This window comes from Acidaminococcus hominis (assembly GCF_022484025.1).
Taxonomy (GTDB): Bacteria; Bacillota; Negativicutes; order Acidaminococcales; family Acidaminococcaceae; genus Acidaminococcus; species Acidaminococcus hominis.
On the sequence record NZ_JAKVMG010000001.1, the window covers coordinates 725,069 to 749,568 of the forward strand.

Below are 24,500 nucleotides of genomic sequence, written 5' to 3' on the forward strand. Positions count from 1 at the left end.
GTAAGGTAACGTCCTATACTTTTCTGCGAAAAGTATAGAGGTGTTTTTGGGAATATTTTGCCCTCCGGGGAGTCGTATCCATGCAGTAGGGTGTGGAACATGGGGTTTACCTCCTGAAGATAGATTTTATAGAGTTATTACAGACGTGGCTTGAGTAAGGTAACGTCCTATACTTTTCTGCGAAAAGTATAGAGGTGTTTTTGGGAATATTTTGCCCTCCGGGGAGTCGTATCCATGCAGTAGGGTGTGGAACATGGGGTTTACCTCCTGAAGATAGATTTTATAGAGTTATTACAGACGTGGCTTGAGTAAGGTAACGTCCTATACTTTTCTGCGAAAAGTATAGAGGTGTTTTTGGGAATATTTTGCCCTCCGGGGAGTCGTATCCATGCAGTAGGGTGTGGAGCATGGGGTTTACCTCCTGAAGATAGATTTTATAGGGTTATTACAGAAGTGACTTGAGTAAGGTAACGTCCTATACTTTTCTGCGAAAAGTATAGAGGTGTTTTTGGGAATATTTTGCCCTCCGGGGAGTCGTATCCATGCAGTAGGGTGTGGAGCATGGGGTTTACCTCCTGAAGATAGATTTTATAGGGTTATTACAGAAGTGACTTGAGTAAGGTAACGTCCTATACTTTTCTGCGAAAAGTATAGAGGTGTTTTTGGGAATATTTAGCCCTCCGGGGAGTCGTATCCATGCAGTAGGGTGTGGAGCATGGGGTTTACCTCCTGAAGATAGATTTTATAGGGTTATTACAGACGTGACTTGAGGTAGGTAACGTCCTATACTTTTCTGCGAAAAGTATAGAGGTGTTTTTGGGAATGAGTGGCCCATCCGAGGCGCTGCGCGCCCCACCTTCCCACATTGGACTGCTGTTGTTGTGGGAAGGCAGCGGCCTGCGGCCGCAAATACTTGGATAAACTTCCTTCGTCGCCTTGCGGCGACACTTCCTACACTCTTGCAGGAAGCGTTCTAGGAATGTACTGGTCAATTGGTAATCGTTAGTATAGTGTCACCACTACATTAACTATCAAACCACCTGCTGCACAGACCAGCACCGTCCCCCATCCAGGTTTTAGCGGCCTACGGCCGCTTGCCTTCCACTTACCTGTTCGTCACTTGGTACGAACAGGAAAAGGGGAAGGTCGGTCCTGCCCTAATTCTAAAGCAGGACCGGGATGGGGTTCTCCCCTTCTCTTTTTGGTTTTCTTTAGGATACGGCAGAATTCTAACCAACTTCTAAACAGATTGACAACATCCTGTGAAATTTTGTCCTCTTTATGTAAATAGGGAAAGGCCCTCCTGGGTGGTGTTGGCCCGGGAGGGTCTTTTTCAGCTGCAGCAAGGGATTTCTGCAGCTGCGTTCTAACGGGCTGCCCAGCTGGGAGGTTTCTTTCAGCTTGGCAGCGGGAAATTACTTGGTAGGTATTCTCCCCCATCATTGTGCAAACTGGGAGTTATACAGTTGTGTATAGAAGCCGTTTTGGGCCATGAGGGTGTCGTGGGTGCCTTGTTCGATGATTTTGCCGTCCCGCATCACAAGAATCTGGTCGGCGCTGCGGATGGTGGAGAGTCTATGGGCTACGATGAAGCTGGTGCGGCCTTTCATGAGTTTGGCGAAGGCGGCCTGGATTCTCAGTTCGGTGCGGGTATCGATGGAGCTGGTGGCTTCGTCCAAGATGAGCATGGGCGGCAGGGCCAGCATGACTCTGGTGATGCACAGGAGTTGTTTCTGGCCTTGGCTCAGGCTGTCATCGTCCACTACGGTATCCAGGCCCTGGGGCAGCCGGCGGATAAATTCCCAGCTGTGGGCTTCTTTGGCGGCATGGATGATTTCTTCTTCGGTGGCGCCGGGTTTGCCAAAGGCGATGTTCTCCCGGATGGTGCCCTGTTTCAGCCAGGTTTCCTGGAGGACCATGCCGTAGGTTTTCCGCAGGGAATGGCGGTCCACGGTCTGGGTATCCTGGCCGTCGATGGAGATGGTGCCCTGGTCCACGTCGTAGAAGCGCATCAGCAGGTTGATGAAGGTGCTCTTGCCGCAGCCGGTGGGTCCTACGATGGCGGTGGTTTGGCCGGGTTCTACGTGGAAGTTGAAGTCTTCGATGAGTTTCTTGTCTTTTACGTAGGAGAAGTACACGTGCTGGATATCCATTTTGCCGTCTTTAAAGGCCAGCTGCGCCTGGGGATCCGGGCTCTGGGGCTGGGCGTCGATGAGGGTAAATACCCGGGCGGCGCAGGCCATGGCGTTTTGGAGCTCGGTGACTACGGAGCTGATGTCGGTAAAGGGTTTCATATACTGGTTGGCGTAGTACAGCAGTACGGTCAGGTCGCCTACGGTAATGGTGCCGCTGAGGATCCGGAAGGCGCCCAAAAGGGCCACCAGGGCGTAGATGACGTTATTGACGGCACGGGTGGAGGGGTTGGTCAAGGAGCTGTAGAACAGGGCGTGCTGGGTATAATGCTGCAGGTCTTTGTTCAGGACGTCAAATTGTTCCGAGGCTTTGGCTTCGTGCCGAAAGGCCTTCACCACTTTTTCGCTGCCCACCATTTCGTTGATCAGGGCGGTCTGGCGGCCCCGAACGGCGGTCTGCTGGCGGAACATATGGTAGGAATGGGTGGCGATAAACTTGGCGGCGAAGAAACTGACGGGGGTCAGCACCACGATCATCAGGGAGATTTCCACGTTCTTGGTGAACATGATGTACAGAGTCACCAGGATGGTGATGATGCCGGTAAACAATTGGGTAAAGCCCAGCAGCAGGCCGTCAGAGACCTGGTCCACATCGGCAATGACCCGCTGCACCAGGTCGCCGATGCTCTGGCCGTCCAAATAGGACAGGGGGAGCACCTGGATTTGGCGGATGGCCTTGGCCCGGATATCCCGGACGGTGCGGTAGGTCAGCCGGTTGTTGATGAGGTTCATAATCAGGGTGGCCAGGCTGGACAGGGCCACCAGGGCGATAATCCGGGTAAGATACCGGCCTACCAGGGCGAAGTCCACCCGGCCGGCACCTACGATGCCGTCGATGGCCCGGCCAAAGAGCACGGGTACGTACAGCTGCAGCACCACGCTGACGCCGGCCAGCACGATGCTAAGGACCAGAAGAATCCGGTAGGCGTCAATGACGTTCAGGACTTTTTTCAGGGTGGTCAGGCTGGTGACGTTTTCGTCCTGGGGCAATTCTTCCAAGAGCTTTTCGTCTTCTTGGTTCAGGTTCTTTTTGTCCGTCATAATGCTGCCTCCTCGTCATCCAGTACCAAAGGCCGGTCTTTAGGCCGTTCTTCCGGGTACTGGGAATAATAGATTTCCTGATATACTTCACAGTTCTGCATAAGCTGGTCGTGGGTCCCCTTGCCCACCAGTTTGCCGTCGCTGAGCACCAGAATCTGGTCGGCGTAGCGGACGCTGCTGGTGCGCTGGGACACGATGAATACGGTCATATTGCCTTCCAGCTTTTTGATGGCCTGCCGCAGTTTCAGGTCGGTGACAAAGTCCAGGGCGCTGGCGGAGTCATCCAGAATCAGGATATCCGGCTTCCGCACCAGGGCCCGGGCAATGGTCAGCCGCTGTTTCTGGCCGCCGGACAGGTTCCGGCCGTTCTGCTCCAGCTGGTAGTCCAACTGGCCGGGCTTACCCTCCACTACCTCATGGGCCTGGGCAGTATCTATGGCCTGCCACAGTTCCTCGTCGGTGGCGTCTTCCTTGCCCCATTTCAGGTTGTCCCGGATGCTGCCCTCAAACAGGGTAGCCCGCTGGGGCACCACGCCGATGCGTTCATGCAAGGCGCCTTCTGCGTAATCTTTGACGTTCTTGCCGGCGATTTCCACAATACCGGAGGTGGCGTCGTAGAACCGGGGAATCAGGTTCACCACGGTGGATTTGCCGCTGCCAGTACCGCCGATGATGCCGATGGTCTCACCGGGCTGGGCGGCAAAGTCTATATTGGTAACGGCTTCGGCGCCGGAGCCTGCATAGGCAAAGGACACGTGCCGGAAGGCTACTTCGGGTACTCCTGCCTGGGGCTTGGTTAGCTGCACACCCGCTTTGGGGAAGTCCATGCCGGGCTTTACCTGCATGACGGATTCCAGCCGCTCAGCGCAGGCAATGGATTTATTGATGGTAATGATCAGGGCTGCCAGTTTTACCAGCTCGATGATCATCTGGGCCATGTAGTTGTAAAGGGCTACTACATCGCCCTGGGCCAGGCCGCCCAGGTTCACCCGCAGGGCGCCTTCCCGAATCAGGACCACGGTAGCCAGGTTCACCAGCAGGTAGGTGGCCGGGTTCATCAGGGCGGAAAGTTTCCCTACGGTTTCGTTCATATGGGTCAGAAATTCGTTTTTTTCATCAAATTCCTTGACTTCGTCCTTTTCCTTACAGAAGGCCCGGATTACCCGGACGCCGGTGAGGTTTTCCCGGGTGGTCCCCAGGAGCCGGTCCAGGGCCTGCTGGGCTTTGGTGAAAAGCGGAATGCTCTTGATCATAATGCCCAGCACCACAGCGCTAAGGATGGGAATGGCCACCACGAAAATCAGGGCGCAGCGCACATCAATGGTGAAGGCCATGACCATGGAGCCAAACACCACGAAGGGGGACCGGAGCAGCAGGCGCAGGGCCAGGTTGAGACCGGTCTGGACCTGGTTCATGTCGCTGGTCATCCGGGTAATCAGGGTGTCCGTGCCCAGGGTGTCCAGCTCGGTATAGGACAGCGCCTGGATGTGGTCGAACAGGGCTTGGCGCAGGCTGGTGGTAAAGCCCACGGCACCTTTGGCAGCGTACCACTGGGCGGTAAAGGAGAAGCCCACTTCCAAAACGGCCAGTCCCAGCATCAGCCAGAAGCACAGCCAAATGTAGTGGGTATTGCCGCCCACAATGCCTTTGTCGATGATGTCCGCCACCACCAGCGGCACCAATAGGCTCATCAAGGCTTCCAATAATTTAAAGAGCGGTGCCAGCACGCACTCTTTTTCATACCCCTTAAAATAGGGCCATAAGGTTTTCAACATTTTCTTCACCCCTCATCAATTTCTGTACTTATCATAGCACGGGAGATGGTATATAATTTATATATCATCTGTGTATATCTATTTAATTTCTATATAGGAGGAAGCGCTATGAATTCAGAACAGCTGATTTGTTTTGCGGCGGTGGTCCAGGAAGGCACCATTTCCGGGGGTGCCCGGCGGCTGAACCTGTCCCAGCCTCCGGTGTCCCTGCAAATCAAGAATCTGGAGAAGGAATGCGGGGTAAAACTGCTGGAACGGGGAGCCCGGCAGATTCGGCTCACCGAAGCCGGAAAGGTGCTGTACGACTACGCCCAAAAGATACTGGAGCTGCAGCAGGCAGCCCAAAGCGATATGCGGAGTTTTCAGGCGGGAAACAAGGGTAGTCTGCGGCTGGGAATCATCTCCTCCGGGACTGGGGAAAAATTCCTCAAGGGTCTGACCCACTTTACCCTGGAGCACCCGGACGTGCCCTTCCAGGTGTATGAGGCCAATACGTATGGGCTCCTGGAGGCTCTGGATAAGGAAAAAATTGAGCTGGCCCTAATCCGCACCCCCTTCCCTGCTGCCGGATTGGAACGGACGGTACTGACCCAGGAAGCCTTTGCGGCGGCGGGGTCAGCCACCATGCTCTACGGCCTGCCTGACACCCTGACCCTGAAGGAGCTGGCGGGGCGGCCGCTATTGGTGTACCGGCGGTGGGAAGCCATTCTCCGGGACCTGGGGGACCGCTGGGGGGCGTCCCTCTCCTTCCGGTGCCTCTGCGACGACGCCCGGACCTGCCTCCAGTGGGCGGCCTCCGGGCTGGGCATTGCCCTGGTCCCCGAGTCGTTGCTGGACCTGGCACCGGAGCTGCCCCGGCGGACCGTGAACGAGCCCCAGCTGGTAAGCCAGGTGTGCCTGGTGCGGAAAAAAGGACGGAAGCTGGGGGAAGCGGAAAAGGCGTTTTGGGGAGAGTTTAAAGGGAAAAGCGGGGAATGAAAAGGCGTTCCCGCATAGGAAGAAAAGCCTATACGGGAACGCTGGTTGTGCTTATTTAGGTTTCTTGCATCACCTGCTTGTTTTCTACATCATTTATTGTTAAAATGATGTAGAAAAATTTCCAGGGAGGTGTTGGAATGCGGGATTTTGCCTACGAGGCGATGGTGCAAAAGCTATTGTCGCTGGAACTGCTGCAGCAGCTGACGGCCATTCACGAGTGCAAAGGGCGGCAGGATTTATTTCTTGAAGCAAACAGAGATGAACTGCAACCTCTGGCTGAAGTGGCCCTAATCCAAAGCACCGGAGCTTCCAACCGGATTGAGGGTATTTTCACCAGTGACCAGCGGCTGAAGGAGCTGGTGAGCCACAAGGCGGAGCCCCACAATCGTTCGGAGCAGGAGATTGCTGGCTACCGGGAAGTGCTTGCCACCATCCACGAGAGTTACCCCTACATTTCTCTGTCTCCACGGGTCATCTTGCAGCTGCACCGGGATTTATATTCTTTTTCAGGAAGCAGTCAAGGGGGCAGTTATAAGGACGCGGACAATATGATTGCAGAAACGGATGCGGCAGGAAAGCAGCGTACGCGGTTTGTCCCGGTTCCTGCTTTTCAGACGGCAGAAGCCCTGGAAGCCTTGTGCGCCAGTTTCAACCAGGCCTGGCAGGAGGAAAAAATCGACCGGTTGCTGCTGATTCCCCTATTTGTGCTGGATTTTCTGTGCATTCACCCGTTTAATGATGGCAACGGTCGGATGAGCCGGCTGCTCACTACCCTGCTGCTGTACAAAGCGGGGTATATTGTGGGCAAGTATATCAGCCTGGAGATGATTATCGAAAATTCCAAGGAAACGTATTACGAAGCGCTCCAGGCCAGTTCCACGGGCTGGCACGACAACCAGAACACCTATGCACCGTTTTGCAGTTACTTGCTGGGAGCTATTCTCAAGGCGTACCGGGAGTTTGAGAGCCGGGTGGAGTATTTGGGAGCCAAAAAGCTGTCCAAGACGGAGCGCATCAAGGCGCTGCTGGACCAGACCGTGGGCATCATCACCAAGAAAGAGATTATGACCCGCTGTCCGGACATCAGCAAGATTACCGTGGAACGGACCCTGTCCCAGCTGCTGCAGTCGGGGTTGCTCATCAAGGTAGGCCAAGGGCGCAATACGGGGTATGTGCATAAAGGGTAGGGAAATTAAAAAATCGCCTTGCAAAACCAATTGATTTTGCAGGGCGATTTTTAGTTCTTAATACAGTTTCAACAGTTTTTCGAAGAATTCCACGCTGGGGCGCAGAGCGTCCATGGGGATTTTTTCGTTGACCTGATGGGCTTCGCCCCACCGGGCGTCTTTCTTGTGGGCGGAGAAGCGGAGCACGTCCTGGGATACGTTCCGGTAGTACCGGGTGTCGGTGGCACCCAGCATGAGAACGGGGATCATCAGGACTTTTTCTCCATACATTTCGTGGAGAATCTTCTCGGTAAGCCGGAAGGCGTGGCTGTCCGGGGTGGAGGTTGGCGTGGGGGTCAGGCCAGAAATGTGCTTAATCTTGACTCCTTCCGGCAGGAACTGGGTAAAGTATTTCTGGACGGATTCCACGATATCGCCCTGAAGCACCCGGACGCTGAAGCCGGCTGCAGCATGGGAGGGCAGCACGTTGGGCTGGGTGCTGGCAGAAGCCATGGTGAAGGCAATGGTGGTATGGAGCAAGGCGTCCAGGGCCGGATTCTGCTTGGCCAGGGCGCACAGGTCCTCCCAGCGTCCTTCAGGGTCGGCGTAGATTTCTTTGATGCCTTCGGGCTGCAGGGGTGCGCTGGCAATCAGCTGGTCCTTGGCCAGAGGGGTCAAGCGGTACGGGAAGGGATGGGTTTCGATGTTCACAATGGCTTTGGCCACTGCGCCCAGGGCCGTTCCTGCACCGGGCTTGCTGGAGTGGCCGCCGGGGGAATCTTTGTAGATTTCGTAGTTCACGGCAGTTTTTTCGCCCAGGCCAATGCGGGCGGACAGCCAGCCATCTTTTTCCGGCTGGATAAAGCCGCCTTCATCAAAGATGGTGCCAATGCGGATGCCTTTTTTCTCCAGGTTTTCGGCCAGGCGCTGGGCAGCGTCGGTATCGTTTTCCAGATACACTTCTTCTGCGTAGCCCAGGCTCAGGTACAAGTCGTAATCCGGGCGCCAGCCTTGGGCCAGGAGGTTTTCCACGGCTTCCAGCTCGGACAGCAGCAGGTGCTTGCAGTCGGTGGTACCCCGGCCGCAGACGCAGCCGTCAATAATATCCCCGGAGAAGGGGTCAAATTTCCATTGGCTCCGGTCGCCGATTTCCACCACGTCCTGGTGGCTCATGAGCAGCAGGGGCTGCTTGCCGCTGCCGGTTCCTTTCAAATGGAATTGGAGACCGGCCTGCCCCACTTTGTCCAGTTCCATGAGCTGGTAAATATGGGGGTAAAACTTTTCAAACAAGGCATGGAGTTTTTCAAATTCCTGCCAATCCACCTTGTTCACGTCGGAGTTGGACACGGTGGCACAGCGAATCATGGCCTGCAAATGCGCAGCCAGTTTTTCATCTTCTTGGGTCAAACTCACTTTTCAGCACCTTCTCACCATGCAGGGATCAAGTTGCCCTTGCAGTTTTGTTCGATATATTCTTTGACAGCCGGGCTTTGGAAAATCTTCACGAATTTTTGGTAGGTGGGGTTATCCTTGTCTTCTGCCCGGGCGGCGATGATGTTCACATAGGGGCTGGTATTGTCTTCTTTGGCAATGGCCAGGTCCTGGGACAGGCCGGCGGAGTTGGCGTAACCGGCGTTGACCATGCTGGCTGCGGTATCATCCAGGGAACGGGGCAGCTGGGCTGCTTCCAGTTCGATGATTTGCAGGTGCTTGGGGTTGTCGGTAATGTCGTTGACGGTCAGGCTGGTAGCTGCTACGTTGGGGTTTACTTTGATCAGCCCCAGTTTGCTGAGCATCAGGATGGCACGGCCGCCGTTAGAGGGATCGTTGGGAATGCCAATTTTGTCCCCATCTTTCAGTTCGTTGATGTTCTTGATTTTGGTGGAGTACAGACGCAGGGGAGCCAGGTAGGTCTTGCCGATGCTCACCAGGTTGGTGCCGCTCTTTTTGTTGAAGGCCACCAGGAAGGGTTCATGCTGGTAGGAGTTCAGGTCCAGTTCTTTGCTGGCCAGTGCCTGGTCGGGGGTCACGAAGTCGGAGAAGACTTTGACTTCTACGTTCAGGCCCTGTTTGGCAGCTTCCTTCTTTACTACTTCCATGATTTGTTCGGAGTCGCCGGGGGTAATGCCCACGGTAATGGTCTTCTTTTCGGCTGGTGCCGCAGACTTGTCGGCGGTTTTGTCGTTGCCGCAGCCGGTGAGCAGGCTGGCTGCTGCCAGGACGGAAACCAGTCCCAGCAATACTTTTTTCAGTTTCATACACATCTCTTCCTTTCTTTTTTTGAATGACTTAACCAGAACAGTTTTTTCTAGCGTGAAGGTATGAAAAAAACGTCATCTGAAAAGATGACGCTGCCTTTGTGCGGTTTCATCTTTCAGGTTGTTCCCGTTGGATTTGGCACCTTCCCTTCCGGGGGTTGCCGCAGCTTCATAGGGCCAATTCCCTCCGCTGCTCTGGATGAAGTATTCAGTTTATGAAGAAATCATACTATAAAGAGGGGATATTTGTCAACAGGGTTTTGGAGGGAGGGAAACACATCGGACCAGTTGGTGCGGCCAATGTACCTGAAGTGTGCTGGTGCCGGGAATCCCCCTATTGCCGGTTGCGGCATTTTCCCTGAAAAGGAAAATGCTATCCCCTTTTGGGGCTAGTGCATGAAGGACGGTAGTCCAACTAGGTCAAAATCTCGAACGTAAAGCAATCTCTAGCTGTAGAAAACTCTGTACCGGATTTTTGGTCGACGTTCTCAACGAGTGTAGTACAGGTATCTTGGTTTTGAACCCCATCCTGGCATTGCCTTCGGCAATGCCTTCCTTCCCCTTTACCTGTTCGCATAGCGAACAGGTAAAGAGAAGGCAAATCGCGGCCAAGGGCCGCGAAAAACCGAGTAAACTTCCTCCGTCAGCCTTTGGCTGCCACCTCCTTAGTGGTTCGCCGTGTTCCAATCAGCAGCGTCCTTACGGACTTGCTTCTTGGACGGCTATCACATGGGGCACGTGTACCAAACAGCTTCTAGAATACCTGTGACGCTGTTTGGACGTGACCGCAACGCTTGAAGGGGGCTTTAAAGGAAAATGCGACACCTTCTCAGTAGTTCGCTGCTAGCTGTTCATCTTCGTCTTGCAGACTAGATTCACAGGCAGCTATCACATGGCTCGCATACACCAAACAGCTTTTGGAATACCCGTATCGCTGTTTGGACACGACCGCAACGTTTGCAGAAGGCATACTAACCCCCCACTGGTCATTTATTAATCAATAGTATAGCGGTTATTACTACATTAGCTTTCAAATCTCCACTACTATCGACCAGCACGTCCGCATCCATGTTTTTGTGGCGCTTGCGCCACATTGCCTTCCACTTACCAGTGCGTTGCTCGGCACGCACTGGAGAAGGGGAAGGTCGGTCCTGCCCTGGTTCTAAAGCAGGACCTGGTTGGGGTTCCTGTTCTGCCATATATTCCATCTTGATTCCTCAACAACTTGAAGCAATTTTTGTTTTCATCCCCCCATCCCCGCTGACCGCACGTCCATTTAAAGGCTCCAACCTTTGGGAGACGCATCCGGTCCGCCATAACATGGGTCCAAAGGCGGGCCGGCTAATGCGTCCCCTGTGATAGCGGCCTGCAAAGCAAGTCCGTAGGACGTAGCTGCGCAGCTAGCCGCGAACCACTAGGGGGGAGCTGGCAGCCACGCTAGTGGCTGACTGAGCGGGGATTCCCGGCACCACATCACTTCAGGTCCATTGGCCGCAACAACCCGCCAGCCCCCTGTGAAAAAGCGTCAGTTATTCTTTCGAACAACTGACGCTTTCGTGGGGTTTGTTTTCTTACTTGACTTAGCTTTTTCTCTATTTTTTAATCTGGCTGCCGTACACGTCCCGGAATACGTGCTGGGCTTTGTCGTCTTGGTCGTTGACCCGGAGGCGTTCGATTTTATGCCGGTCGTTGTCTTTGCCGGAAACCCGGTCTACCCGGAAGTGGTCGGCTTCTGCGACTTTTTGGATTTCGGGGCCAAATTCACCCAAAGAGCGGCCCATATTGCCATCTACAGGGGCGCCGTTTTGCAGGGCTCTATAGATGATGGCTGCGTATTCATAACGAGTCATCGTACGGTTACCTTTAAATTCGCCGTCCGGATAGCCTTTCAGGTAGCCTCTGTCGGCCAAGGTCTTCACGTAGGTATAAGCCCAATGGTCTTTAGGTACATCGGGGAAGTCAACGTTCTGGGCTGCGGGGCTTGCTGGGGTTTGTCCGGCCATGAGCTGCTGGATTATGGCGCTTTGCTTGGCTACCAGCTGCTTCAGCTCCAGTACGTCTTTGGCCAGGGCTATCCGGGAACGGGTGACGTGGTTGTGCTGGCCCAGTTTAAAGGTGACGCCGGCGTTCACCAGGTTTTCTCCTCCAGCGAAGGAACCGCCTACGGAGAACATCACGTCTTCGGTGGGGCGATAGAAGGCGCCTACGGCCACTGCATTGGCTCCTTTGTAATTGCCATAGCCGGCTTGCAAAGTCCCATTTGTCATCGGGGTCAAAGTCCTGGGGATGGAGTGCGGCCAGAGCTGCTGCGCCAGCTCCTACCCGTTCTACCTGGTCGCCCAGTTTGTTGATGCGGCTGCCCAGCTGTGCTGCGGAATTGTCTATTTTTTGTTCTAAATTCCGCGTTACATTATAGACCTGGCCGCCGTTTACCACATCTTTGGACCCTTCGGAAATGTCTCCGTTCTTCACATTGGTGATTTTGGCGTTGTTCACGTTCACTTCGTTATCGCCCAGGGTAATGGTGGTATTGCCTCCATTGCTGATGGAGGTGATACCTGTCAGGTCTTTGGCCAGCCGCACCTTTAGGTTGTCTTTGCCGTCAGAGACCACGCCGATATTATCTGCGGCGGTGAGTTTTCCCTGGTCCGTAATACCGCCGATAACGTTCACCTGGTTGTTCAGCTTCTTGGCGATGACATCTCCGGTATCGCCGCCGTACTTCATGCCGTCGTCCAGGGTGGCTACCTGATGTTCTCCAGTTTTGTCTTCGTAAACGATGCGGGTAATACCGTCCTTGCCGTCTACTCCGGCAGCGCCGCTTGTGCCGTCCTGGCCGTTATAGCCGTTCTTCACGGAAATATCCACGGCATTGGTGCCATCCTTGCCGTTGGTCCCGGCAGGTCCGGTGAGACCGATATGGCCGACCCCATCTTTGCCGTTAATGGCCACTGCGTCCTTGCCGTCTGCGCCTTTGATGGAAATGCCATCGTTGCCGTTAATGCCCACTTCGCCTTTGTCGCCCTTGACGGAGATGCCGTCCTTGCCGTCGATGCCCATATGGCCGTCCGTACCGTCCTTGCCGTCTTTGCCCGGCCCACCAATATTGAGATTTTCGGAAAGGTCCACAGTATATTCCTTGCCGCCGGCAGCATTGGTGCCTTCGGTGACGGTCAGGTTCTTGTTAGCCCCGGCCTTTACGGTGGTGTGCTTACCGGCTTCGGCGGTGACGTTGGTAATCTGGGTGTTAATGGTCTTGATGGCGTCTGCGTTTTTGCCCACTTCGTTGGCCAGGCTGTAGAGCTGGCTGCCGTTGACGGCATCGGTGCTGTCGGCGCTGATCTTTCCGGCTGCCACGTTGATGATCTGCCGTTCACTGTCTTTAGCTCCTACGCTGACCACGCCAGTTGGGCTAGTGCCTGCAAAGTTCCCATATTCCCGGGTGGTTCCGTCGGAAAGGGTGATGGTCCCCTTGGTCTCACTGGTGGCCGCCCGGTCGGCGGAACCAGCTCCAAGGACCACGCTGTTCGCCTGGGTGGTGGTCACGCGGCTGCCCAGGACGAAGGTATTATTTTGGGCTACGTTATTGCTCACGCCTACTGCGGCGGAGCTGAGGCCGGACACCTTGTTGCCATTGCCCACAGCCGTAGAGGAAAGGGCCGAGGCTTCGTTGCCTACCCCCAAAGCGGAGGACCACTGGCCAGTGGCTTTGTTGGAATACCCAGCAGCTGCGGCCCGGTCGCCGGCTTCCGAATAGAGGCCAGCTGCCAAGCTGTAATTCCCGGCCTTGGAATTATCACCGATAGCAACGCCGCCGGCGGAATTGGCTCCGGTGCCGATGGCAATGTTGCCAAAAAGGTAGTTGCTGTCCGGGGAGCCTGCGGTGGCACCGTCGCCGATGGCCACGCCGTGCTTGCCGATAGCCTGGCTGCCGTTGCCGATGGCCACGGTGTTGTCTGCGGTGGTCTTAGTGCCATAGCCAATGGCTACCGATTCGAAGCCTTTTGCCGAAGCATTTACGCCGGCTGCCAGTGCGTTTCGGCCTTTGGCGCCATCGTTGTTGTAGTTGGAACCGTCGCCCTGCTCGTCGCTCTTTACGCTATAGTAGTGGGCGGCAGAACCAGCAGCGGAACTTACGGCTTTTTTCAGCTGGGCTACGTTTACCGCATCGGTATCGGCGGAGCCGGCTGCCACGCTGGTAATCTGACGGGTAAGGCCGTTATCCGCATCGCCCACAGAAACGGCCGCTGCGGTGGCTTTCCAGGTGGAACTGGTATCGGTGGAGGCTGCGTTGGTGGACAGGTCGTAGCCCGCTGCGCCTTTGTCTACCGCCGCCTTGGACTGGTAGCCCAGGGCTACGCCGCCCTCCTGGCTGACCAGGGCATCATAACCCAGGGACGTGGTATTGGCCACAGAACGGGTTTCAGCCTTGGACAAACCACCGATGGCAATGGTGTTTTCTGCCGTAACTGTATGCTTGTCCCCCATGACAATATTATTGGAAGCATTTGTTATGGTATTCTGGAACCCGGCAATATAGTTCAGCTTGGCAGGGGTGCTGGAGGAACCGGTAATGGTGTTGCTGACCCCGGAAATCTGGGTCAGCAGGGTATAATCCGCCGTGTTGCCGCCGCCAATGGCCAGGGTAGAACCGCCGCCGTTGGCATCTTTCAGCATGCCTTTCAACTTATCCCGCAGTGCATTGGGCGATGCATTGTCAAAATTAAGGTCCAAAGCCGATACATCAGTAACAGAATTGGTAATTTCATTGCCGGCACCAAAGACCAAAGCTCCGTTGGAATTGTATACCCTGTTGGCCACACCAACAATACTGCTGGCGATGCCGGAGTAAGCGGAGGATGCTGTTTTCGATTCGATGCTGTTTAAAGAACCTGTAATAGTCGCGCCAAAATTCTTTACAGCATTAGTAGTTCCACCACTATAATCAGAAGATGCAATGGAGTACGAGCCTGTTACGGAAGAAAATAATCCATTTGTATAACTATTGGCACCTACCGTTGTAGAAAACAACGACATATTATCAGCCTTTGCATTTGCACTATCGACCTCTGTGTCGCCTAATGCTCCCTTATAATTATGAGTACCAAGCATGACGCTGCCGGAACGGGCATAGGTATTCTGACCAATAGCTACACCAGTTACCATTTTTGATGGATCTTTCGGGAATCCATACGATATGCCAAAGATGCTATCATATTGGGCCTGATTAAAATCAAAAGATCGCTCTAAGCCTCCAACCATATTTTCCACAAAAGCATTGGCACCAATTGCGATACCACCGCCTTGGTCAATATAGTTATTGGTATGTGCACCACCACCGATAACAATATCGCCTGTAGATGGCTGCCCAACGCCGCCAGAGTAGGAAATGGTGGCATTTTTCCCGATAGCCACATTTTCCGCTTTGGGTGCCGAACTGCCCGTCCCATAGGCCACACCTGCTCCGCCGCCAACAGTGGTGTCAGCTGCTCCTGCGACACCGGCACTGCTGAGCAATAGGAACGTACAAAGAGCTGCCATGCTTTTTCCCCCAGCTCTGGCGTTCCCAGATTTTTTCGTGTGGCTTCTTGCCAGTTCGGAGACAACGATGTAACAATGTTTTACTCGACTCCAAATGACTCGATATGCCTTGTTCATAAACCTCGCCCCTTTTCTCGTATTCCATTTTGAGCACAATTAAGAACTGTTCTCTGTATCAAATTATCTTCCATTAGAGGACAATTGTCAATGACTTTTCAGTTTTCTTTTAATTGTTTTTATATTTTATAAGCATTATGTTATTAAACAAAGAATATGATGTAATGAATTTTTCACGAATACGAAATAACTATATAATATGTACAGCGTTTTGTAATATAATTCATTATTTATGTAATAGTACTCAAATTTATGGTACGAAATAAGGATTGTTGTACGTGTGTGAAGTACGTATTTTGGTTATGTAGGTGCGGCCTGGGAACCCTTTGCGTTGGCACGGGGCATCCCACACTGCCGGCTTTCTGGACACTCCAAACGTTTTAGCGTTTGCTTTTGGGATTGCTTCGTGGGTATAATGGTTGTGACAAAAAGCACTCCACCTGAAGGAGGCATTTTTATGAAAAACGAACAGAAGAAAATCAAGTTTTTGGCCGTATTTTGTCGGTGCAGCCCCGTTCCAAGGTCTGGCGCTATCGGCTGGATAACCGCACCCATGGCATGATTGGTTATAATCTGTTTTTGACGGGAAAGGCGGACGGTGAGGCCAGGGATTTTTCCATTGCCATTTCGGAACGGCAGCAGAACAGACTGCGCTTTCATATTGGTGATGAAATATCTGGAACGGCCTGGACGAAGCAGTATCCCAAGTGGGAATATGCCGACTACTATCGGGCCGGGGCTCTGAAAAAGACGGCGGAAGCTGCTTTTGTAGATGAAGCAAAGGATTCGCCCTGGGTGGGAGAGGTCCCTGCTTTGGAAGTCTATGCCTGGCGCGGCTGCCGCCTGCTGGACAAAAGACGGTGGGGCAGCAAATGCGTCACCTGCAAATGGGCTTGTATGGCCAATGTTGCCATTGAATACGATTGGGGCGTTTCCCAAAAATTCCGGTTCGAGAGCTTTTGCTATGGGCCAAAGAACTGCAAGCTGTATAAAATGGGACCTCCCAGACCGGTGCCCTATATAGGGGACGCCCCTTCTTAGGATTGTGGGGATTTGAACGAGATTTTAACGGAACGGCGCGGCGAGGACGACTGAGGTAAAGGAGGAGCGCTTATGGAGCCTGTGTATTATGAAGTAACCAAAAAAGACTGGAAGCTTTACCAGGAAAGACTTCCGAAATGGCAGGAAGCCTATATGGGAAAATTGGTTCAGGAATACGCGCAGTACCTGCAAGGAAAGGATCCAGCATCAACAAAATTTTGGACCCTTTGGAAAAAAATGCGTGAAGACAAAAAACATCCTGGGGTCAGATGTGAAGTCAGCAAGGGTACCATGATTGATTTTCTGATGCGGTTTCTCTATGACGGTGTTATTACGGACGCAGATTTGGACGGTTTCAGCGAGGAATTGAGAAAATATCTTGTATTCTTTAGAAAATCTATTGAAAGGATGGCTAGAGACCTGCAAGCAGAGGGCCTGGAGCGGCCTTAGGGCCACCCATCCGAGGCGCTGGGCGCCCCACCTTCCCAGCCTGGGACTGCTGTTGGGCTGGGAAGGCAGCGGCCAAGGGCCGCAAATATTGGAATGAAAGGAAAAATATATCGTTTTTGATATTTATGTGCTTTGAAAACTCTCTTCGTCGCCTCCCGGCGCCACCTCCCTCACACTTGATGGATGTCAACTATAAGGCACTACCACGTTTCTAAAATTACTTATTTTTGAGCACAATGTGGAAGGAGCTAAGCAGCACAAAATATATTATTATTGCGGATTTGTTCAAGTAACTGACCTCGCACGCATGCGGGCGCAGGTGGCACCGGCCCTTCCCGTCGCACGTTGTGCGACACCCTCCCCGTGAACGTTGAGGGTTATACAGAGAGTGCTCCTACTGCGGCCAAGGGCCGCGAATAATTGATTAAAAGATGATACCTGGATTAAACTTCTATCGTCGCCTATGGCGACACTTCCTGAGCGGTTCGCCGTATTCCAAGCAGCTGCGTCCTGACGGACTTGCTCCTTGGACGGCTATCGCATGGGCCTTATTAACCAAACATCCTCTGGGATATTTTTGGGGATGTTTGGATGCGGCCGCAACGCTCGCAGGAAGCTTCTAAAACCACTACTGGTCAATTGTTAGTCGTTAATATAGCATTACCACTACATAAGCTATCAAATCACCACTCGTAACGGCCAGCACTACCCCATGCCCTCCCCGCCTATGAGGAAGGGGAGGGACGGGCCACTCCAATAATTCATAGGCCCCTGGGTGGGGAAGGCTCCTTCTGCGGCGCTAGCGCCGCCATCTATTCTGAAAAACACCTCTACGCTTTTGTAGAAAGCGTAGCACGTTCTCCTTTTTTCTTCAGCAATACCTGTCAGCCCCCCACTCATCCCACGATTTCACACAAAAAAGCATTCCCCCAAAAGTTCTATACTTTTGGGGGAATGCTTTTTATTTAGTTCACATCTACATTCTCCGTGTGATCGTTGCCGTATAGGTGAACCCTTGTTTCTTCCCTATCCAGCCTCTGACTCTCAGGTCCACGCCCCAGGGGTTCTCTTTGTTGTCTTTGCTCTGCCAGCCCAGTTCCAGGAATTCGCTGGAGCCTTTTAGGCTGGCGGCGGGGGTGGTGTAATCGCCGTGGTAGGCTTTGGCTTCGCCTTTGAATTCGTAGTCCCAGCCCAGGCCGGCGTAGACGCTAGAGGTTTCTTTGTCCAGGTGCTTGGTCCACCGGAAGCCCAGCCGGGTACGGAGGGAATCCACGCTGTCCAGCTGATACTGGGTGGTGCCGGCGTTGGTGCGGATTTGGACGGTATCGCTGCCCAGGTGGGCGTAGAAGACTTTGCCGTACCAATCGTAGTCGTTGGTATCGTCAGTATAGACTTTGCCCAGGCCCAGGTGGGCGGCGAAGTAGTTGCTGCTGGTATTGTAGCCAAACCTGCGGCTGCCGATGATGCCGTGCATATCTCCGCTGAAACGGCCTGCCCGGACCATGCCTTCGTAGTGGAAGCCGTTATTCTGGTCCCTGCGCAGCAGAATGCCTGCCCCTGCGTAGTGTTGCCCACCGTCCGCTCTGGCCGTGGGATAATGGATGGTAAAGTTGCCGTTGCCGTATTCCAGGAAGGGCATGCTGGTGTCGATATAATCATCTTCGTAGGAGCGTTTTACAAAGCCCAGTTCGCCGTTAAAGCCGTTGGTATCCACCGGGTTCTGCTTCCGGTTGTAGCGCAGGTTGTGTCCGCTCAGGACCACATAGGGGGTAAACTTGGCTTTGATGGAATGGTCTTCCAGCCAGCCTGCTTCGTGGGCAGCCAGGGCGCTTTCAAAACCATCGTTGACAGCCAGGTCGGAGCCTTCGTTCACCAGGCTGGTTCCGGTATCCCGTTCATCGGGGATGACTTTGGTGCCGGGGTCCAGGGTGGGCTTGCTGTCGCCAGGAATATACAGGACGATGGTGTTGGGGTCCTGCTTTTTGATGAGCACAGTGCGCTCCAGGAAACTGGCGTCGGTAACCTTATCCAACCCTTCCATAACGCTATAGCTGGTCCCGTCGGTGGTAATGCCGTTGGGGTTGTACACCAGGTTGATGACCTCTCCCGGGTTCAATTGGGTGGTATCGTAGACGCCTGCATTCACTGCGGCTGCGCTGACGTTGGCGCTCTTGGTTACGGTCAGCATGGTCTCCCCTGCTTTGGTGCCTTGGGGGACGTAGAAGTTCAGGGTCTGGAAATAGTCCAGGTTCTCAACGGTGTTGCCCTTGGTATAAAGGTTCAGGGTGTTGCCGGAGCTGGTGCCTTCACTGCCTGGACGGCCGCCGTAGAGGCTGGAGGTGCCTCCCAGGCTGCCGCCTTTGATGGTAACGGTGTTATCCAGAGCATTGCCGTAGGCAGCATAGCCGCCATAGATGGCACCGGTGGTATAGCCGCTGCTAAAGGTTACACTGTTACCCACTGCATCCCCTGCGCTATTCACGGCACCGCCGTAGATATTGCCGGCAATGGCCCCTCCGTTTACCAGGACCTGGTTGCCCTCCGCTGTACCGGCACTGGCTTGTTGTATGTATTCCACCCGCGCCTGGACCTGTGCAATCTGCTCCGCTTTTTTCTCCTCAGGAAGATCGCTGCTTCTTATTTCTTCTATATACGCATCTGCACTGTCCAGCATTTCCTGCGTTTCCGGGTCCAGCTGCTGCAGGCCGCCGTAAACCTTGCCGTCTACCTGGCCATTATTTTGCAGTAGGACCGTATTGTTCGCGGCAGAGCCCATATACACAGCACCGCCTGCGGCATTGCCTTTGACTTCGCTGTGGTCCTTGAGGGCCAGGGTATTGCCAGTAGCTGCGGTGGTTTGTGAAAACCCTGCCAGGGCATTGCCGGGCACTACACTATTGCCGGAGAGCAGCAGGGTATTTCCCTCGGCGCCGTTACGGGCATAACCGGCGTAGGCATCGGCTCCCAAGGAGCCTCCGCTGAAGGTTACCTGGTTCTGATTGGCCGTACCATTCTTGGCATAGCCGGCGTATAGGGTACCCGTTACGCTGCCCCCGCTAAGGGTCAGGGTATTTTCACTGGCCTCCAGGCCTTCTGCATAAGCACTGTAAGCACTGCCGCCAACTGTACCGCCGCTGATTTCCACGTTATTTTTAAAGGCTTGGGTTTTTGTGCTGCTGCCATACACATCACCGCCTACAGAGCCGCCGCTCATGAGAACCTGGTTGCGTTCTGCAGAGCTGGAGACTTCATTGCCTTGCTGAAGGGCGCCATAGGCCTTGCCCCTAATCTCCGCTGCTTCCTGAATATACAGGATATTTCCTGCCGCCTTGCTCCCATTGCTCAGGCCGGCGTAGACATTGCCGCTGCCGCCCACAACGCCCGTACCCTTCACCGTCACCTGGTTGTCCACTACATCGCCTTGGGCTGAAAAGCCTCCAACGATTTCTTGGGACACCGTACCGGCGCTGAGGTTCACTTTATTGCCTTGGGCCAAACCGAAAAAGGTATTACCGCCCCAGGCCAGGGTGACCCCTGAGCCACCGCTGATATTCACTTCGTTATTGAGAACATCGGCCCTTCCAGAGGAAGAGAATCCTGTAGCCGTATCCGTATAGGCGCCATACAGTTCGCCGTTTACTGTGCCTCCAGTCATGTTGATTTTGTTGCCGGAAATCAGTTCGCCGTCCCGGGAATAGCTGGCGATGACGGTTCCCTTTACAGAGGCACTAGCCTGGATATTTACGGTATTTCCCGAAGCATTCCCGCCGACGGTATAGGCGCCGTACACCGGTTTATAGGTTCCTGTGATAACAGCACTGCCGCTAAGGGTCACTGTATTGTTGTTGGCGGCACCCACTCCTGAAGACCCTCCGCAGACGCGAATCGCTGAACCGCCGCTCATCAGGACCTGGTTGCCAGAAGCTTCTCCGACACTACCATTCACTTCATCACCAACGGAAGCCCCGCCATAAACCGCACCATATACATTTCCGCTTTCCAGCTTTACGGTATTGTTCATGGCTGAGCCGGCCCCTTCCTCTTCTGCCCCGCCGCCATACACAGTACCACCTAGACCGGAGCTGGTGCCTATATATCCGTTGGCATCCAGGGCAATGGTCACAGTATTGCCAATGGCACTGCCATAGGTGGACCAGCCCCCTGCTGCCTGACCCGTCACCTGAACAGGTCCAGAAAGGGTCAGCTGATTATTGACAGCATTTTCATTTGCTCCATATACACATAAACCGTACACGTTATCATAAGAGCCATCAGAATAGGCGACAGGCGGATTGGTCAGGTCCTGTGCCTGTACCGACTGAGCGCACACACCGCTGCCCAGCAATGCCGCCAAAATGGCTAATCGTAAGGCTTTATCCCGTTTCGACATGATTGCTCGCCTCCCACTTTGTTCAGATTATTCTGTATATTATTATGAAACTTCCCTTTGTTAATTCTATTGTAACAAAATCGGATTTAAATTCAATTATACGAAAGTATAATCTTTTTAAAGTGGGGAAAGCTAGGCTGAATGCGGGTTTAGGGACTTTCTTGTTGTTTTTGAACTGCTTTCTTATCAAAAAATACGGTGGCTTTTAGAGTACTTGGCAGGTTTGCCTTTCTGCACAGAAAAGCAGAAAGGCAGGCGGCACTTCAATGGGGGTGAAGTGCAGTCTGCCTTTCCAAAATGGAATGGGGAAAATCTATAGGTCAACTCCTGGGGAGAGGAGATTAACCCCGAAGGGAATAAGGTGAAAACGAAAGCGCACAGGTTTCTAGGGATAAGATAAAAACTTGGTATAACTTTTGCTGGTAATGCTGAGGCTAAAATTGGTGGATGGAGAAATTACTGGGATTCACTGGGCTTGTACGTCTTTCGAAACCTTTTATGTATATTGTATCAACTATGAAAAATATTGCAATTATACGAAAGTATATATTTTGTTCTAAACGTTGTGAAGACAACATATTTACAGCTATATTTACAGAAAATCCTGCAGTGACTTGCTTTCCGGGAACGGATAAAGAACTGCCGCTGGAGGGAAAGGGAAAATGCGACGCCGGTTTTTTGGCCGCAAAGGCGTTACCTCTGCCATAGTCACTATGAAATTAATCAGTAACTCATAAATAGGTTTATATATTTCGTTTCACAAGCAATACTGCTATTCTATAGGCAGCCGAAAGAAAGCCTAGCAAAAACAGAATTGGAGGATCTGACCATGAATGACAACGTTGTAAATCTATTGAAAGAAAACCTGTGGGATTTGGCTACTTGCAGCCAAAAAGGTGAACCCAATGTTGTTCCTGTTGCGTTCAAGACTGTGACGGAGGACGGCAAACTGGCTGTAGGAGATGTGTTCCTGGCTACCACCCTAAAGAATTTGCAGGAGAACCAGGGCCACATTGCGGTTTCCGTTTATGATGCCAAGACCCTGGAAGGATATCAGATCAAAGGAACCGCTGCCTATCTTACAGAAGGAGAACTGGTGGAAACCTTTAAAGAAGCGGTGGAGACCATGTTTAAGGGGGCGGCCACTGCCAAAGGTGCCCTGGTAATCACCCCGGAAGAAATCATCATTACCACCCCTAACGAGAATAACAAAAAGGTATTGAAATAAGGGCGCGGTGAATTGCGAAAGGAACGTCCTTGGGGTTTGTTTGAGCAGAACCCAGGGACGTTTCTGCTGCCTTCTGGACGAAGACTTTGTTTCAGTTACAGTATGGTGTGAAACGGGCCCAGAGGCCGAGCGGGTGGCCATATACCAAGCAACTGCGTCCTAGCATACTTGTTTCATGGGAAGCTATCGCAGGGGTCGTATTAGCCGGTCCTCCATTGATACATTGGTATGGACGATCGGATACGCCTCCCAAATGTTGAGGGTTATAAGACGGAGAGTGCCCCTTCGACGGCTAAAAGCCGCAAATAATTGATTAAAAGATGATACTTGGATTAAACTTCTATCGTCGCCCCTGGCGACACTTCCTTAGTGGTTCGCTGCTAGCCAGAGTGGTTCGCGGCTCGCTGCGCAGCTTCACCCTGTGGGTTTGCTTTGCAGGCCGCTATCACATGGCTCATATTAACCAATTCTCTGCGGCTTGCAGCATTGAAAATTGGATATGAGCGCATCATTTTCGCCTTTCAGGCTCAATTTCTGGGCAGCTATCACATGGGTCACGTATTCCAAACAGTTTCAAGAATACCTGGGCGCTGTTTGGACGCGACCGCAACCCTTGAAGGAAGCGTCCATAACCGTCTCCGGTCAATTGTTAATCGTTACGATAGCTTTACCACTACATTCACTATCAAAAACACCTACAGAACCGGTCAGCACTACCCCGTGCCCTCCCCGCCTTTAGGAAGGGGAGGGACGGGCCACACCAAGAATCCAAGGGTCCTGGGTGGGGAAGGCTCCTTTTGCGGCGCTGGCGCCGCCATATATATTACCAAAAACACCTCTACAGTTTCGTAGAAACTGTAGTACGTCGTCCGTTTTCTTCAGCACTATCTGTCAGCCCCCCACCCATTCCCCCGATTTCACACAAAAAAGCATTCCTACAGAAACTCTGTGCTTCTGTAGGAATGCTTTTTTAACCTTAGTTCACATTTACATTCTCCGGGTAATCGTTACACCATATGTGAAGCCTTGCTTTACCCCATGCCAGCCGGTAACTCTTACGTCGGCGCCCCAGGGGTTATTCTTATTGCTCTTGCTCTGCCAGCCCAGCTCCAGAAATTCGCTGGAGCCTTTCATGCTGGCTTCAGGGGTGGTATAGTCCTGATACCGGGCTTTGGCTTTGCCATTAAATTCGTAATCCCAGCCCACCCCGGCATAAAAACTGGTAACATCGGGATCCAGGTGTTTGGTCCAGCGGAAGCCCAGACGGGTCCAAAGAGAGGTTACCGGTTCCAGTTCGTAGTCGAAACTGCCCACATCGCTGTGAAGCTGCACGGTATCACTGCTCAGGTAGGAATAGAAGAGTTTGCCGTACAGGTTGTAGTCGTTGTCGTCCTGGTGATAGATGCGGCCGATGCCAGCATGGGCTGCAAAGTAATTGGCTCCGGAATCGTAGTTTGCGTGGTAAAGGCCGGCGTTTCCGCTATAGTCGCCGCTGAGATGTCCGCCTCGAACCAGGCCTTCGTAATGCACGCCGTTGCTTTGGTCTCGACGAACCAGAAGCCCTGCGCCAATATAGCGTTGGCTGCCGTCCCCTCTGCTGCCGTTCTTATAGCTGGTATAATTGCCGGTGCCGTATTCCATAAAGGGCATAATGGTGTCGGCGTGCCTTTCCTCAAAGATCCGTTTTACAAACCCCAGTTCACCGTTAAAGCCATTGGTATCCACCGTGGAACTGGTGTTGTAGCGCAGGTTATGGCCGCCCACCATCACGTAGGGAGTGAACTTGGCGTCCACATCGTGTTCCACACTCCAGGCGCCCCGTTCTGCAGGCGGAGCCGAAGCCAGGACAGAAGCAGGAGCATTAATATCCGCTTCTACCAGGGCAGGCACGGTTTGGGCAATGGGCGTGGTAATGGACGCCAACAGAGGAATCTGTCTTGCACCCAAATAACTTGCGTCTACGCTGGAAGTGAATACAGGCGTGAAACTATTGGCCACTTCACCCGCTCCTTGCGAATCCTGCCGCAGCTGGACAGCTTCGTGATCCTCTCGCCAGGCGGCCAGGGCTGCAGTAAGGCCATCGGTTACGGCAGTATCAGAGCCGTTGGAAACGGTCCCTACGCCATTAACCTGACTGACCAGCGGGGTTCTGCTGTCCGTATCCTGATCTGTCTTGCTCTCTGCCCAGGCAGGTGCTGCACCAAATCCCATCCCGAGGATACTGCTAAGCACCAAGGCAGTGAGGAGTTGTTTTTTCGTACTATGCAGTTTCTTGAAAGCCTTCTGTTTCCCCATAATATGCACCAACGTCCCCCTAGGACCT

14 protein-coding genes, 2 pseudogenes and 1 riboswitch are annotated in these 24,500 nt (G+C 53.2%); of the genes and pseudogenes, 5 read left to right on the forward strand and 11 right to left on the reverse strand.

Annotation, left to right across the window (positions count from 1 at the left end):
- Positions 1 to 1,439: 1,439 nt before the first annotated feature.
- Positions 1,440 to 3,233, reverse strand: coding sequence for an ABC transporter ATP-binding protein (locus LKE88_RS03045; RefSeq protein ID WP_105325462.1), 1,794 nt, complete (start codon positions 3,231 to 3,233; stop codon positions 1,440 to 1,442).
- The gene (locus LKE88_RS03050) at positions 3,230 to 5,005 is read right to left on the reverse strand and encodes an ABC transporter ATP-binding protein (protein WP_105325537.1); all 1,776 of its coding nucleotides are present in this window, start codon (positions 5,003 to 5,005) and stop codon (positions 3,230 to 3,232) included. The genes LKE88_RS03045 and LKE88_RS03050 overlap by 4 nt, the downstream gene beginning before the upstream one ends.
- Before the next feature lie 111 nt (positions 5,006 to 5,116).
- On the opposite strand from LKE88_RS03050, the gene LKE88_RS03055 reads away from it, so the two are divergent.
- Together LKE88_RS03055 and LKE88_RS03060 are read left to right on the forward strand one after the other, a co-directional pair.
- Positions 5,117 to 5,986 (forward strand): LysR family transcriptional regulator, encoded by an 870-nt coding sequence (locus LKE88_RS03055; RefSeq protein ID WP_158572374.1) that lies wholly within the window; start codon positions 5,117 to 5,119, stop codon positions 5,984 to 5,986.
- A 137-nt stretch (positions 5,987 to 6,123) separates the two neighbouring features.
- The gene (locus LKE88_RS03060) at positions 6,124 to 7,173 is read left to right on the forward strand and encodes a Fic family protein (RefSeq protein ID WP_105325460.1); all 1,050 of its coding nucleotides are present in this window, start codon (positions 6,124 to 6,126) and stop codon (positions 7,171 to 7,173) included.
- A gap of 57 nt (positions 7,174 to 7,230) precedes the next feature.
- Here the strand turns inward: LKE88_RS03060 and LKE88_RS03065 are convergent, their stop codons facing one another.
- The 7 genes and pseudogenes from LKE88_RS03065 to LKE88_RS13235 all read right to left on the reverse strand — a co-directional run.
- Positions 7,231 to 8,565: a M20/M25/M40 family metallo-hydrolase gene (locus tag LKE88_RS03065; protein ID WP_231086423.1), complete on the reverse strand. Its 1,335-nt coding sequence runs from the start codon at positions 8,563 to 8,565 to the stop codon at positions 7,231 to 7,233.
- A 14-nt stretch (positions 8,566 to 8,579) separates the two neighbouring features.
- Complete coding sequence (locus LKE88_RS03070) at positions 8,580 to 9,410, reverse strand: MetQ/NlpA family ABC transporter substrate-binding protein (RefSeq protein WP_105325459.1); 831 nt, start codon at positions 9,408 to 9,410, stop codon at positions 8,580 to 8,582.
- Positions 9,411 to 9,516: 106 nt separating this feature from the next.
- Positions 9,517 to 9,616: riboswitch (SAM riboswitch) on the reverse strand.
- A 780-nt stretch (positions 9,617 to 10,396) separates the two neighbouring features.
- On the reverse strand, positions 10,397 to 10,618 hold the full coding sequence (locus tag LKE88_RS03075) for a hypothetical protein (protein WP_105325458.1): 222 nt from the start codon (positions 10,616 to 10,618) through the stop codon (positions 10,397 to 10,399).
- 384 nt (positions 10,619 to 11,002) lie between these two features.
- On the reverse strand, positions 11,003 to 11,623 hold the full coding sequence (locus LKE88_RS03080) for an S-layer homology domain-containing protein (RefSeq protein ID WP_231086421.1): 621 nt from the start codon (positions 11,621 to 11,623) through the stop codon (positions 11,003 to 11,005).
- Complete coding sequence (locus tag LKE88_RS13225) at positions 11,520 to 13,559, reverse strand: hypothetical protein (RefSeq protein ID WP_434735296.1); 2,040 nt, start codon at positions 13,557 to 13,559, stop codon at positions 11,520 to 11,522. Before LKE88_RS13225 ends, LKE88_RS03080 begins: the two co-directional genes overlap by 104 nt.
- Positions 13,551 to 14,951 (reverse strand): annotated as a pseudogene (locus LKE88_RS13230) (S-layer homology domain-containing protein); the annotation flags it as partial. The gene LKE88_RS13225 and the pseudogene LKE88_RS13230, both read right to left, overlap by 9 nt.
- A pseudogene (locus LKE88_RS13235) lies at positions 14,937 to 15,068 on the reverse strand (ESPR domain-containing protein); the annotation flags it as partial. The pseudogenes LKE88_RS13230 and LKE88_RS13235, both read right to left, overlap by 15 nt.
- A gap of 504 nt (positions 15,069 to 15,572) precedes the next feature.
- Between LKE88_RS13235 and LKE88_RS03090 the strand changes: the two are divergent.
- Positions 15,573 to 16,109, forward strand: coding sequence for a hypothetical protein (locus tag LKE88_RS03090; RefSeq protein ID WP_276802734.1), 537 nt, complete (start codon positions 15,573 to 15,575; stop codon positions 16,107 to 16,109).
- A gap of 72 nt (positions 16,110 to 16,181) precedes the next feature.
- The gene (locus LKE88_RS03095) at positions 16,182 to 16,559 is read left to right on the forward strand and encodes a hypothetical protein (RefSeq protein WP_199614758.1); all 378 of its coding nucleotides are present in this window, start codon (positions 16,182 to 16,184) and stop codon (positions 16,557 to 16,559) included.
- Positions 16,560 to 17,535: 976 nt separating this feature from the next.
- Here the strand turns inward: LKE88_RS03095 and LKE88_RS03100 are convergent.
- Positions 17,536 to 20,949 carry an autotransporter outer membrane beta-barrel domain-containing protein gene (locus tag LKE88_RS03100; RefSeq protein ID WP_276802736.1) on the reverse strand — a complete coding sequence of 1,138 codons (3,414 nt, stop codon included), beginning with the start codon at positions 20,947 to 20,949 and terminating at the stop codon, positions 17,536 to 17,538.
- A gap of 829 nt (positions 20,950 to 21,778) precedes the next feature.
- Here LKE88_RS03100 and LKE88_RS03105 point away from each other — a divergent pair.
- Complete coding sequence (locus LKE88_RS03105) at positions 21,779 to 22,177, forward strand: pyridoxamine 5'-phosphate oxidase family protein (protein ID WP_105325452.1); 399 nt, start codon at positions 21,779 to 21,781, stop codon at positions 22,175 to 22,177.
- 987 nt (positions 22,178 to 23,164) lie between these two features.
- Here LKE88_RS03105 and LKE88_RS03110 read toward each other — a convergent pair.
- Positions 23,165 to 24,388: an autotransporter outer membrane beta-barrel domain-containing protein gene (locus LKE88_RS03110; RefSeq protein ID WP_146109024.1), complete on the reverse strand. Its 1,224-nt coding sequence runs from the start codon at positions 24,386 to 24,388 to the stop codon at positions 23,165 to 23,167.
- Between the last annotated feature and the right edge of the window lie 112 nt (positions 24,389 to 24,500).